The sequence below is a fragment of the Aureimonas phyllosphaerae genome (assembly GCF_900113065.1).
Taxonomy (GTDB): domain Bacteria; phylum Pseudomonadota; class Alphaproteobacteria; order Rhizobiales; family Rhizobiaceae; genus Aureimonas; species Aureimonas phyllosphaerae.
The window spans coordinates 111366-124415 of record NZ_FOOA01000002.1 but is presented as its reverse complement, the minus strand read 5'-3'; the positions used below and the strand labels follow the sequence as shown (position 1 = coordinate 124415).

Annotated in this window: 9 protein-coding genes; 2 read left to right on the top strand and 7 right to left on the bottom strand. The window is 66.1% G+C overall.

The genetic code is table 11. The annotated features are described in order from the left end of the window. Positions 1 to 217: 217 nt before the first annotated feature. From fdhA to BM175_RS03630, 7 genes are all read right to left on the bottom strand, one after another. Complete coding sequence (gene fdhA / locus BM175_RS03660; RefSeq protein ID WP_090959455.1) at positions 218 to 1402, bottom strand: formaldehyde dehydrogenase, glutathione-independent; 1185 nt, start codon at positions 1400 to 1402, stop codon at positions 218 to 220. Positions 1403 to 1438: 36 nt separating this feature from the next. Further along, positions 1439 to 2824: an L-serine ammonia-lyase gene (locus BM175_RS03655; RefSeq protein WP_090959451.1), complete on the bottom strand. Its 1386-nt coding sequence runs from the start codon at positions 2822 to 2824 to the stop codon at positions 1439 to 1441. 113 nt (positions 2825 to 2937) lie between these two features. Beyond that, positions 2938 to 3501, bottom strand: a complete 564-nt coding sequence (locus tag BM175_RS03650; RefSeq protein WP_090959449.1) for a sarcosine oxidase subunit gamma — start codon at positions 3499 to 3501, stop codon at positions 2938 to 2940. Between the two features lie 13 nt (positions 3502 to 3514). Further along, positions 3515 to 6508: a sarcosine oxidase subunit alpha gene (locus BM175_RS03645; protein ID WP_090959446.1), complete on the bottom strand. Its 2994-nt coding sequence runs from the start codon at positions 6506 to 6508 to the stop codon at positions 3515 to 3517. Continuing rightward, a complete protein-coding gene (locus BM175_RS03640; protein ID WP_090959443.1) occupies positions 6505 to 6807 on the bottom strand; it encodes a sarcosine oxidase subunit delta in 303 nt (100 codons plus the stop codon). Before BM175_RS03640 ends, BM175_RS03645 begins: the two co-directional genes overlap by 4 nt. Before the next feature lie 15 nt (positions 6808 to 6822). Further along, positions 6823 to 8076, bottom strand: a complete 1254-nt coding sequence (locus BM175_RS03635) for a sarcosine oxidase subunit beta family protein (RefSeq protein ID WP_090959440.1) — start codon at positions 8074 to 8076, stop codon at positions 6823 to 6825. Positions 8077 to 8241: 165 nt separating this feature from the next. Then, positions 8242 to 9303 (bottom strand): GlxA family transcriptional regulator, encoded by a 1062-nt coding sequence (locus BM175_RS03630; protein WP_090959437.1) that lies wholly within the window; start codon positions 9301 to 9303, stop codon positions 8242 to 8244. 185 nt (positions 9304 to 9488) lie between these two features. Between BM175_RS03630 and purU the strand changes: the two genes are divergently transcribed. Together purU and BM175_RS03620 are read left to right on the top strand one after the other, a co-directional pair. Continuing rightward, complete coding sequence (gene purU, locus BM175_RS03625) at positions 9489 to 10346, top strand: formyltetrahydrofolate deformylase (RefSeq protein ID WP_090959434.1); 858 nt, start codon at positions 9489 to 9491, stop codon at positions 10344 to 10346. Positions 10347 to 10409: 63 nt separating this feature from the next. Then, positions 10410 to 12971: a GcvT family protein gene (locus BM175_RS03620; protein ID WP_090959431.1), complete on the top strand. Its 2562-nt coding sequence runs from the start codon at positions 10410 to 10412 to the stop codon at positions 12969 to 12971. Positions 12972 to 13050: the final 79 nt, after the last annotated feature.

The following is a 13050-nucleotide window of genomic DNA, read 5'->3' as shown; positions in this document are numbered from 1 at the left end:
GAACTGAGCACCAGCACCGCATCAATCGACGCTGGCTATTTTGTAATCAGGCAAGCGACTTTCCTCGATCCCCGTGGAGGAGAAGGAGTTGGGCCCCGGCGGCCCGGACCAGTTTCGATCGAACGGATCATTCCGTCTGCGGCAGCGTGACGCAAGTGGCCCGAAGGAACAAGGCGAGACGAAGCGGCGTCGAGCCGTCCGCCCCGCCGAGACCCGCTCAGGCGGCCAGTTCACCGTGCGGATCAAGGACGAATTTCACGGCCGCGCCCTGATCGAACGTCTCGTAGCCTTCAGCGGCTTGGTGGAGCGGAATGATCTTGGCGTTGACGATGTCGGCAATCGGCAGGCGATCGTGGAGGATCGCTTGCATCAGCTGGCGATTGTACTTCAGCACCGGGGTCTGGCCGGTGTGGAACGACTGCGCCTTCGCCCAGCCGAGACCGAAGCGAAGCGACAGGCTGCCTTGCTTGGCCGCGCTGTCGACGGCGCCCGGATCTTCGGTGACGTAGAGACCCGGGATGCCGATCGAGCCGGCGGCGCGGGTGATCTCCATCATCTGGTTGAGAACGATCGCCGGCTGCTCGCCGCCAGAGTGCCCGCGTGCCTCAAAGCCGACCGCGTCGATCGCGCTGTCGACCTCGTTGGTGCCCACGACCTCCGCGACCATCTCGCCGAGCTTGTCGTGCTTCGAGAGATCGATCGGCTCGAAGCCCATCCTGGCGGCATGAGCGAGCCGATCCTTGTTGAAGTCGCCGATCATCACGACGGCCGCGCCGAGAATCCGGGCCGAAGCCGCGGCTGCGAGACCGACGGGCCCGGCACCGGCGACGTAAACCGTCGATCCGACGCCGACGCCTGCCTTGACCGCGCCGTGAAAGCCCGTCGGCAGGATGTCGGACAGCATCGTGAGGTCGCGGATCTTCGACATCGCCCGGTCGCGGTCCGGGAACTTCAGGAGGTTGAAGTCGGCATAGGGGACCGTGACGTAGCGCGCCTGGCCGCCGATCCAGCCACCCATATCGACATAGCCGTAGGCGCCGCCGGCCCGCGAGGGATTGACCGTCAGGCAGACGCCCGTGTCCTGCGACTTGCAGCAGCGGCACCGTCCGCACGCGACGTTGAACGGCACGGAGACGATGTCGCCAATCTCCAGCATCTCGACGTCGATGCCCTTCTCGATGACCTGGCCGGTGATCTCGTGACCGAGCACCAGCCCCGGCTCGGCGGTCGTGCGCCCGCGAACCATGTGCTGGTCGGACCCGCAGATGTTGGTCGAGACGACCTTCAGGATGACACCGTGCTCGATGCGGCGGCCGTCGGGCGCCGCGAGCTTGGCGTCGTCGATGTTGCGGACCTCGACCTTGCCAGGCTCCAGATAAACCACGCCTCGATTGCTACTCATGTTCGTCTCCTCCCAGAGTTCACCTGCCCAGAGCGTTCAGCACTCCGGCAGGTTGACGGCCAGTCCTCCCAGACTGGTTTCCTTGAATTTCAGGTTCATGTCCTCGCCCGTCTGCCGCATCGCCTCGATGCAGTTGTCGAGCGGCATGAAGTGCGAACCGTCGCCGCGAAGGGCCAGCGAAGCGGCGGCGACCGCTTTGGTCGCCCCGATGCCGTTGCGCTCGATGCAGGGCACCTGCACAAGACCCGCGACGGGGTCGCAGGTCATGCCGAGATGGTGTTCGAGCGCGATCTCCGCCGCGTTCTCGACCTGCTCCGGCGTTCCGCCTAGAACCGCGCAAAGGCCCGCAGCCGCCATCGCGGCGGCAGAGCCGACCTCGCCCTGGCAACCGGCCTCCGCGCCCGAAATCGACGCATTGTGCTTGATCAGACCCCCGATGGCGGCAGCGGTCAACAGGAAGTCGGGAACCCGCGAGCGACAGCCTCCGTGGCAGTTGTCGAGATAATAACGCAGGACCGCCGGCACGACGCCGGCCGCGCCGTTGGTGGGAGAGGTCACGACGCGCCCGCCGGCCGCGTTCTCCTCGTTGACGGCCATCGCATAGACGCTCAGCCAGTCCGAGGCCCCGTGCGGCTGGCTGAAATTGCGCAGCTTTTCGGCGAGCAGTTGCTCGTGGATCCGGCGGGCTCGTCGACGCACGCGCAGCCCGCCCGGCAGTTCTCCGTCGATCGACAATCCACGGTCGATGCAGTCGCTCATGACGGCCCAGATGCGGTTCACATCGGCATCGACATCCGCATGGGGGCGCAGCTGCGCCTCGTTTTCACGCTTCATCTCCGCGATCGTCAGGCCGCTTTCGCGCGCCATCCTCAGCATGCCGGCGGCATTGCGGAAGGGAAATGGCCAGGCGACACTCCCATACGGATCGATCGCTTTCGGCCGATCGCGCTCCGCCGCCGTCATGACGAAGCCGCCGCCGATCGAATAGTAGGTCTCCGAGAAGAGTTCGCGCCCGTCACGGTCGTGAACCGCGAAGATCAGACCATTGGCATGGCCAGGGAGCGGCTGCCCGAAATCGAAGACGATGTCGCGAGCCGGGTCGAAGGCGAGCGGCGGCAGGCCGGCATGTCGCAGGACGCACTCTTCAGCGAGCGCGGCGAGCTCGCCTTCGGCCCGTGTCATGTCGATGTCCGCGGGCACCCACCCGAGAAGACCGAACGCCACGGCCCGATCGGTCGCATGGCCCTTGCCGGTGAAGGCCAGCGAGCCGTGCAGGCTGACCTTGAGCGATGCGGCGGCTTGCGCCGACGGAGAGTGGCGCAGGAGGTCGAGGAAGGCGCCGGCCGCCGTCATCGGCCCCATCGTATGAGACGAGGACGGTCCGATCCCGATCTTGAAGACGTCGAAAACACTGAGGAACACGAAGGCCGCTCACGCTTCGGAGGAAAGCCGATCGGCGCGCCCTCCCGGCGCGCCGGCCGTCGTCGGTGTCGGCAACCGGTCGGAGCGCTGCCGCGCACCGGCCTCCGGCGGTGTCAGAGCCCGAGTTCGAACTCGCGGCAGATGCCGGCGAGAAGATGCCAGACGTGATCGGCGAATGAGTGCCAGACCTCGATCCGGAAGCGGTCCTCGGCCTCGCGAAAGAGGATGATCTGCACGCGGTCGATGATCGTCCGGCGCGCGCTGCCGACGGGCATCAGGGCGACCTCGGCCGCGATACACGACTGAAGAGCCGCGGCGGCCTCCGGTCCCTCGATGGCGATCCCGACCTCGCGATGACCGACATCGACGAGGCTGTGGATCGTCGTCGCGTAGAGATCGGCAAACGCCGTTTCGATCGCGTCTTGGTCCGCGAGCGGCGCGATCAGGAACCATTCGTCCGGACCGATGCAGGCGGCCAGACGGCCCGACGACGTGGCTGTGGCCTCACCGATGGCCGCGGGAAGGTCGGAGCCCCAGGCCGCAGCGGCCGCAGCGAGATCGGACGGTGCGATCCGCAGGTTGAAACGTGAGCAATTGTCGAGTGCGCGGATCGCGACGGAGGTGCGACGGGCGACGGAGAGTTCGCGGCCGACAAGAGGGTGACGTTCCTGAAACATCGTGGCGTCCTACTCAGGCGCTCAGGCGCGAGTTGTCGGGATCGAAGAAGACCGTGCCGGTCACCGTCGCACGAAGCGTCTCGTTCGGCATCGGGATGTGGACGGTCTCACCCATGCGTCCCTGGCCGCCTTCGACCACCGCGAGTGCGATGGACCGGCCGAGCGCGACGCTCCAGTAGGAGGACGTCACGTGTCCGACCATCTTCATCGGCACAGGCTGGTTCGGGTCGAGGACGATCTGCGCCCCTTCCTCGAGGACCGTCTTCGGGTCCTCGGTCAGGAGGCCGACGAGTTGCTTGCGATCGGCCTTCAGCATGTCGGGCCGGCTCAGCGAGCGTTTGCCGACGAAGTCGGGTTTTGCCTTCCCGATGGCCCAGCCGAGGCCCGCGTCGTCCGGCGTCAACGTGCCGTCCGTGTCCTGCCCGACGATGATGTAGCCCTTCTCGGCGCGCAGCACGTGCATCGCCTCGGTGCCATAGGGTGTGATGCCATAGGGCTTGCCGGCCTCGATCAGCTTTTCCCAGATCGCGCGGCCGAAGCGTGCGGGCACGTTGACCTCGTAGCCGCGCTCTCCGGTGAAGCTCATGCGGAAGAGGCGCGTCGGTACCCCGGCGATCTTGCCTTCGGCGATCGACATGTGCGGGAAGGCGTCATCCGACAGGTCGATGCCCTCGATCAACGGTTCCAGGAGCTTGCGGGCGTTCGGGCCGTTCAGCGCGATCACCGACCACTGCTCGGTGGTGGAGGTCAGCCAGACCCGGAGCTCGGGGAACTCCGTCTGGAGATAGTCCTCCATCATGTTGAGCACGCGAGCGGCACCGCCCGTCGTCGTCGTCACGTGGAAGCGGTCCTTTGACAGGGGACCGATCACGCCGTCGTCGCGGATGAAGCCGTCCTCGCCGAGCAGCACGCCATAGCGCGTGCGGCCGGGCTCGAGCTTCGTCCAGGGGTTGGTGTACATCCGGTTCAGGAATTCGGCCGCGTCGGGACCCACGATCTCGATCTTGCCGAGCGTCGAAGCGTCGAAGATACCTACGGACTCGCGCGTCGCCTTGCATTCGCGGGCGACAGCGGTGTGCATGTCCTCGCCGGTCTTCGGGAAGTACCAGGCGCGCCGCCACAGCGATACCGGCTCGAACACCGCGCCGTGCTCCTCCGCCCAGGCGTCGATCGCGGTCTTGCGCGTCACGTCGAACAGGCGGCCACGGTTGTAGCCGCAGAAAGCGCCGAAGGTCGTCGGCGTGTAGGGAGGCCGGAAGGTCGTGAGACCGACGGCCGGGGCAGGGCGCTGCACGGCGTCGGACGCGATGGCGAGACCGTTGATGTTGGACGTCTTGCCCTGGTCGGTCGCCATGCCGTTGGTGGTGTAGCGCTTGATGTGCTCGATGGAGCGGAAGCCCTCGCGCACGGCCAGGCGGATGTCCTTGGCGGTCACGTCGTTCTGGAAGTCGACGAAGGCCTTCGCCTTCGAAGGGTTGAGGTCGGTCGGCAGTTCACGGCTGGTGACGCCCGTCAGGCGGCGCTCGCCTCCGACCTCGTAGGTGCTCGAGCGGGTGGGGAACCCTGCGTCGAAGGCCGCCGCCGCACCGGCATTGGCGCCGCCCGCCAGAGCGTTGGCCAGGCCGAAATCGCCGTTTCCGGCACCGACGCAGCGGCACTCTTCCTTCTGGGTGGCGGGAAGGAAGGTCTGACCGTCCTCGCGCCATTCCAGTTTGCCCTGCGTGTGGGAGAAGAGGTGAAGGCTCGGCGTCCAGCCGCCGCTCATCAGCAGCGCGTCGCAGGACAGGGTGCGGGCCTGGGCCGCGCCGCCGTTGACCGGCGTGACGCGGACCGACTCGACGCGCAGGCGTCCCTTGGTTCCGGTCACGGTCCAGCCCTGCAGGACTTCGATTCCGGCCGCTTCCGCTTCCGCCTTCAGTTCGGCGTCGACGATGGACCGGATGTCAACGATCGCCGACACCTTCACGCCGGCCCTTGCGAGGTCGAGCGCGGCAAGCCATGCGCTGTCGTGGCTGGTGACGACGACGACCTCGTTGCCGACCTTCACGCCGTAGCGGTTGAGGTAGCTGCGCGCGGAGCCCGCGAGCATGACGCCGGGCCTGTCGTTGCCGTGGAAGACGAGCGGGCGCTCGATCGACCCCTGAGCGAGGACGACCTGCTTGGCGCGCACCTTCCACATGCGCTCGCGCGGGGCGCCGTCGGGAGCGGACGGAAGGTGGTCGGTCAAACGTTGGCAAAGGCCGACGAAGTTCTGGTGGTAGTAGCCGAAGGCCGTGGTCCGCGGCAGGAGCGTGACGTTCGGCATCGCCGAAAGCTCGCCGACCGCCTTCTCGAGGAAGGTCCAGCCCGTCCCGCCATCGATCGACGCGTCGGTTTCGGACAGGAGAGACCCGCCGAACTCGGCCTGCTCGTCGACCAGCATCACCTTCGCACCCGAGCGCCCGGCTTCGAGCGCGGCCGCGAGACCCGCCGGACCGGAGCCGACAACCAGCACGTCGCAATGCACGAAGCGGCTGGAGTAGCGGTCGGGATCGGGCTCGGTCGGAGACTTGCCGAGGCCTGCGGCGCCGCGGATCACCGGTTCGTAGACCTTGTTCCAGAAGGACTTCGGCCACATGAAGGTCTTGTAGTAGAAGCCCGCCGAGAACAGCATGTACAGGGCGTCGTTCACCGCTCCGACGTCGCGCTTCAGCGACGGCCAGTGGTTCTGGCTCGACGTCTTCAGCCCGTTCGAAATTTCGAGCACGGTCGCGCGCGTGTTCGGCTCGAAGCGGCCCGGCCCGCGGGCGACGCCGAGCAGCGCGTTCGGCTCTTCCGAGCCGGCCGAGAGGATGCCGCGCGGGCGATGGTACTTGAACGAGCGGCCGACGAGGTGGACGCCGTTGGCGAGCAGGGCCGAGGCGACCGTATCGCCCTCGAATCCGTTGAACGTCTGCCCGTTGAAGGAGAAGCTGACGCGCCGGTTGCGGTTCACCCGGCCGCGATTGGCAACGCGGAAATCGCTCATGCCCGGATCTCCTCGGCTTCGGCGTCTTCGGGACGCGGCTTGCCGGCCTCGTAGGTCGTCAGGAACTTGTCGGTGACGGTGTCGCGGATGGCGTTGAAGAAGCGTCCGCAGCCATGGATGTGGCGCCAGCGCTCGTGGTGCTTACCGCGCGGGTTGTCGCGGATGTAAAGAAAGTCGCGCCATTCGTCGTCGGAGAGGACGGACGGGTTCTCGGGGCGCGCGATATGCGCCTGGCCGCCATAGGCGAACTCGACCTCGGGCCGCTCGCAGCGGCAGTAGGGGCAACGGATGAGAAGCATGGTCCGGACCCCCTCTTAGTGCGCGACCGCGGCCGCGGCCGCCTCGTCGATCAGCCGGCCCGTGCCGAAGCGCTCCAGCGTGAATGGCGCGTTGATCCGATGCGGTTCGCCGCGCGCGATCGTGTGGGCGAAGACGTTGGCCGAACCCGGCGTCGCCTTGAAGCCGCCGGTGCCCCAGCCGCAGTTCACGAAGAGGCCCGGAACCGGAGTCTTGCCGATGATCGGCGAGCGATCCGGCGTGACGTCGACGATGCCGCCCCATTTGCGCAGCATCCGCATGCGCGTGAAGATCGGGAAGATCTCGCAGATCGCGGCGACCGTGTGCTCGATCAGCGGCAGGCCGCCGCGCTGGCTGTAGGAGACGTACTGATCGGTGCCTGAGCCGATGACGAGTTCGCCCTTGTCGGACTGCGAGATGTAGGCGTGCACCGTGTTAGACATGACGACGCAGGGGAAGATCGGCTTAACCGGCTCCGACACCAGCGCCTGGAGCGGATAGCTCTCGAGCGGGAGTCGGACGCCAGCCGACTCCATGACGACCGACGTGTTGCCGGCGGCGGAGACGCCCACCCGCTTCGCCTTGATGAAGCCCCGCGCGGTCTCGACGCCGGACACGTGACCGGCGGCATCGCGGCGGATCGCCGTCACCGGGCAGTTCTGGATGATGTCGACGCCCATCGCCGCCGCGCCGCGCGCGTAGCCCCAGGCGACCGCGTCGTGCCGCGCCACACCGCCGCGACGCTGAAGCGCCGCGCCCATCACGGGGTAGCGCGCGTTCGGTGAGATATCGAGCGGCGGGCAGAATTCTTTGGCTTCTTCCGCCGTCAGCCATTCGTTGTCGATGCCGTTCAGGCGGTTCGAATGGACGTGCCGCTTGAAGCTCTGAACGTCGTGCACGTTGTGCGCGAGCATCATCACGCCCCGCTGCGAGAACATGACGTTGTAGTTCAGCTCCTGGGTGAGGTTTTCCCAGAGCTTCATCGAATGCTCATAGAGCATCGCGCTCTCGTCATAGAGATAGTTCGAGCGGATGATGGTCGTGTTGCGGCCGGTGTTGCCGCCGCCGAGCCAGCCCTTCTCGATCACCGCGACATTGGTGATGCCGTGCTCCTTGGCGAGGTAGTAAGCCGCGCCGAGCCCGTGGCCGCCGGCACCGACGATGATGGCGTCGTACTCGGCCTTCGGCTCGGCATCAGGCCATTGCGGCTTCCAGTTCTTGTGGCCGGACAGCGCATTCGCCACGAGCGAAGGGAAGGAGAAGCGGGTCATCGCGAACCTCAAACGACCATTGCCGGGGTATCATTGCGACAATGCCCTGCCGGAGACAGGACATTTGCGTCAATCGGGTCGCACTTTAAGAACCAGCAATGCGCCCCAGTCGAGGCGGCCGGGAACGGAAGGCGGGGAACGCGACGGCGCTGTCGATCGACGGAATCAGGCGGCCTGCGCTTCACCGATCGAAGCGGACTGCTGCGCGTGACGACGGACCTCCTGCGGCGTCATGTCGAAGCGCTGGCGGAACATGCGGCTGAGATGCGAGGAATCGCAGAAGCCGCATTCGACCGCGATCGAAGCCACGAGCTTGTCGGTCGTCTCGATAAGATGGCGCGCAAAGGTCAGCCGGATCTGCAGGAAGGCCGCCTGCGGGGAGGCCCCGAGCGCCGAGCGGAAGTGCCGCTCCAGCTGGCGCTTGCTGTGCCCCATCCGCTTGGCGAGTTCGGCGACCGACAGAGGCGTGTCGATGTTCTGCTGCATCAGGAGCAGCGCACGCATCACCATTGGATCGCGCGTCGAGATATCCATCGACACGCCGGGCTGGGGTTTCTCCGGCCGCAGGGCATCATCGATGATCATGATGTGGAGGCTCTTGCTCGCCTGCGCCCGGCCGACGTGGCGTTCCACGAGATAGGCCGCCAGATGCGCCGAACTGGCACCGCCCGAGCAGGTCAGGCGCTCGCCGTCGTCGATAAAGATCTGGTCGGAGACGGGATCCAGCCCGTCGAACTGTTCGAGGAAGTCGGCGTGATGGAACCAGCTGACGCAGCAGCGGTAGCCTTTCATCAGCCCCGCCTTGTGCAGGAGGAAGCCGCCGGTGCACAACCCGATCAAGGGAACGCCCGCGGCGGCGGCCTGCGTGAGATAGGAGACGTAGGCGGACCCCAGCCCCGTCAGGTCGTCCATGACGCCGCCGACGACCACCAGATAGTCGAATTTCGTCGGATCCCCGAGGCGCTCGTTCGGCTGCACCGACACGCCGCTGCTCGACGGAATCGCGCTCATCGTGTCCGACAGGACGTTCCAGTTGCACATGATGGGGCGACTGCGGTCGCCCTCGTCCGCCGCAAGGCGGAGGACGTCGACGAAGTTGGCGAAGGCGCAGAGCGTGAAGCGTTTGGCGAGGATGAAACCGACGGACAGGCGCGCCGTCGACTTTCGCGGCTTGTAGACCGCAGAAGCCGGCGAACTTGTGCGGATTTCGCCCACCTTAGCGTCCATCAGCTCTACCTCGCCGCGCGCTCTCGCCCCGGCTGTCGTACTGCTAATCCGGCTTTGACGCAAACATCCTGTCCGGGCCGCATCTGCTGTCGCAATGCTACCCCTCACGAGCCGGACCCGCCCTTCAGGCATGCCGCCGGGACAGCGCTCGAGGCATTTGTTCCCCTCCAGTCGAGTAGTCCGTGATGGCCGAGAACAAGTTCATCCTCAAGCTCAGCTGTCTCGACCAGCCGGGGATCACGGCGGCGCTGGCCACCGCGCTCGCCTCGCGCGGCGCGAACATCGTCGAAGCCAACCAGTTCTGTGATCGCCAGACGAACCAGCTGTTCGTGCGCATCGCGGTGGCGGCGCCCGAAGCCACCACGCAGTCGGTGCTCGATCTGGCGCTGAAGCCGTCGGTCGACCGCTTCGACATGCGCATCAAGGTCGAGGACCTGTCGCGGCGGCCGAAGATCATCATCATGGTCTCGAAGTTCGACCACGCGCTCCTGCACCTCCTCTACCAGATCAAGGTCGGCTGGCTGAACGCCGAGGTGGCGGCGATCGTGTCCAACCACGAGGACTCACGCCGCACCGCCGAGCAGGAGGGCATTCCCTTCCACTATTGGCCGGTCAACAAGGAGAACAAGGCCGAACGGGAGGTGCAGCTGATCGAGCTCGTTCAGACGACCGGCGCCGAACTCGTCGTTCTCGCCCGCTACATGCAGGTGCTCTCCAACGATCTGTCGAACCGGCTGTTCGGCATGGTGATCAACATCCACCATTCCTTCCTGCCGAGCTTCAAGGGCGCCAAACCCTATCATCAGGCGCATGAGCGCGGGGTAAAGCTGATCGGTGCGACGGCGCACTACGTGACGGCCGATCTCGACGAGGGGCCGATCATCGAGCAGGAAACCGAGCGCGTCACGCATGCGATGACGGGCGACGACTTCGTAGCCGCCGGACGCGACATCGAGTCTCGCGTACTCGCGCGGGGCGTGAAGTATCACCTCGAAGGCCGCGTCATGCTCAATCATCATCGCACGGTCGTTTTCACGCCGTGAATCTCTCGCAGAACGCCATCGGCGCGCCGCGCCTCCGCTCAGCGAACTGAAGGACAGAAGGACATGGCTGCTTTCCCCGAAAAGGCGCGGGTCGTCATCATCGGACTGGGCGGGATCGTCGGCGCCTCGATTGCGCATCACCTCGTCGAGCGCGGCTGGGACGATATCGTCGGCATCGACAAGTCGGGCATCCCGACCGACATCGGCTCAACCGCCCACGCGTCCGACTTCTGCTACACGACCAGCCATGACTTCCTGAGCTGCTGGACGACGCTCTACTCGATCGATTTCTTCGAGAAGATGGGGCATTACGCTCGTGTCGGCGGTCTCGAGGTCGCGCGCGTCGGCGACGACGAGCGCATGGACGAGATCCGGCGAAAGGTCGCCTCGGCCAAGGCCTTCGGCACGCGTGCGCGCCTCATCGAGCCGGCCGAGATCAAGGCGAAGATGCCGCTGATCGAGGAAAGCGTCGTGCAGGGTGGGCTCTGGGACCCCGACGCCGGCCTCGTAATTCCGCGCTCGCAGACGGTCGCCGGCAAGCTCGTCGACCAAGCGGTCGACGCGGGCAAGCTGCAGGCCTTCGCCAATACGTCGGCCCAGTCCCTCGTGATCGAGGACGGTCGCATCAAGGGCGTCGTCACCAGCCGCGGCACGATCATGGCCGACCGCGTCGTCGTCTGCGCGGGCCTGTGGGGCCGCCTGATCGCCGAGATGGCGGGCGAGGACCTGCCGGTGATGCCGGTCGACCACCCTCTGACGTTCTTCGGTCCCTACGAGGAGTTCGCGGGCAGCGGCAAGGAGATCGGCTATCCGCTGCTCCGCGATCAGGGCAACTCGGCCTACCTGCGCGACACCGGCGATCCGAAGACCGCCGAGGGCGGCCAGATCGAATGGGGTTACTACGAGGAGAACGACGTTCGTCTTGTGCACCCGCGCGAGCTCCTCGAAAAGCATCAGGCCCGGCTTTCGCCCTCGCAGCGTGACCTCGACATGGAGCAGGTCATCGAGCCACTCGAGCGCGCGATGGAACTGACGCCGATCCTCGGCGAGCTCGGCTATAATGAAGGCCACTCCTTCAACGGCCTTCTCCAGACGACCACCGACGGCGGCCCGTCCATGGGCGAGAGCCAGAAGGTGCGGGGCCTCTGGTACTGCGTCGGCATCTGGGTCAAGGACGGCCCGGGCATGGGCAAGCTCATCGCCGACTGGATGACGGACGGGCGCACCGCAATCGATCACAACCGGATCGACTTCGCACGCTTCGCCAGCTTCCAGCTCGACGAGAAGTTCATCGAGGAGCGCTGCACCGAGACGGCGCGCAAGATCTACAATCCGCCCGTGCATCCGCGCGAGCCCTTCGCGGGCGGCCGCGGCATTCGACGCTCACCCTTCCACGAGCGCGAGAAGGAACTAGGCGGCTACTTCATGGAGCTCGGCGGCTGGGAGCGTGCCCATGGCTACGCCGCGAACGAGCACCTTCTGGAGAAGCACGGCAACCGCATTCCGGTTCGCGAGAACGAGTGGGACAACCGCCATTTCTGGCGCGTCTCGAACGCCGAGCATCTCGAGATGAGCGAGAGCTGCGGCATCATCAACCTGTCGCACTTCTCGATCACGGACATCGAGGGTCTGGACCACGTCGAGCTGATGGAGTGGCTGTGCGCCGCCAAGATCGGGGGCGACGCCAATATCGGGAAGGGCATCTACACCCACTTCCTCGACGACGAGGGCATGGTACGGGCCGACTTCACGGTCATCCGCATGGCTGACCGCATCCGCATGATCAACGGCGCCGACGCTGGGCCGCGCGACTTCCAGTACATGCGGCGCACCGCCGCCGACCGCGGCCTCGACGTGACGATCACGGACGTCTCCGAAAAGTACATCACGATCGGCATCTGGGGTCCGAACGCCCGCGAGAACCTCGGCAAGCTGCTGGAGGACCCGTCCGTCCTGTCGCCCGAGAACTTCCCGTTCGCCGCGATCAAGCCGATCACCATCGCCGGCAAGTCCGTCACGGCGTTCCGCATCTCGTATGTTGGCGAACAGGGCTGGGAACTGCACATGGCTTACGAGGACGGGCTGGCCGTCTGGGACGCTCTTCGGTCCACCGGCGCGATCGCGGTCGGGGTCGAGACCTATGCGAACACGCGTCGCATGGAGAAGAGCCTGCGCCTGCAGAACGCGGACCTCCTCACCGAGTACAATCTTCTCGAAGCCGACCTTGCCCGCCCGAAGGTCAAGGAAGCCGACTTCCGCGGCAAGGCCAAGCACATCGAGTATCGGGCCCGCGCCAACCAGCCGGCGATGCTCTGCACGCTGGTGATGACCGACAACAACGACTCGAAGGGCATCGCGCGTTACCCCGTCGGTACCATGCCGGTTCTCGATCCGAAGACGGGCGAGACGCTGGTCGACGAACTCGGTCGCCGCTCCTTCACGACGTCGGTCGCGTACGGACCGACGATCGGAAAGAACATTGCACTCGCCTACCTGCCGTGGAGCCATTGCGAGATCGGACGCAAGCTCGACGTCGAGTACTTCGGCGACACGTTCCCGGTCGAGGTCGCTGCGGTCGGTTACAAGCCCCTGTACGATCCGGAGAACGTCAAGCCGCGCAGCTGACGCGTCTTCCGCCTCTGGTTCACGTAACCGTCTGTCGCCGCGGAGCCCAACCGGCTCTGCGGCGAACCTTCGTCCGTGA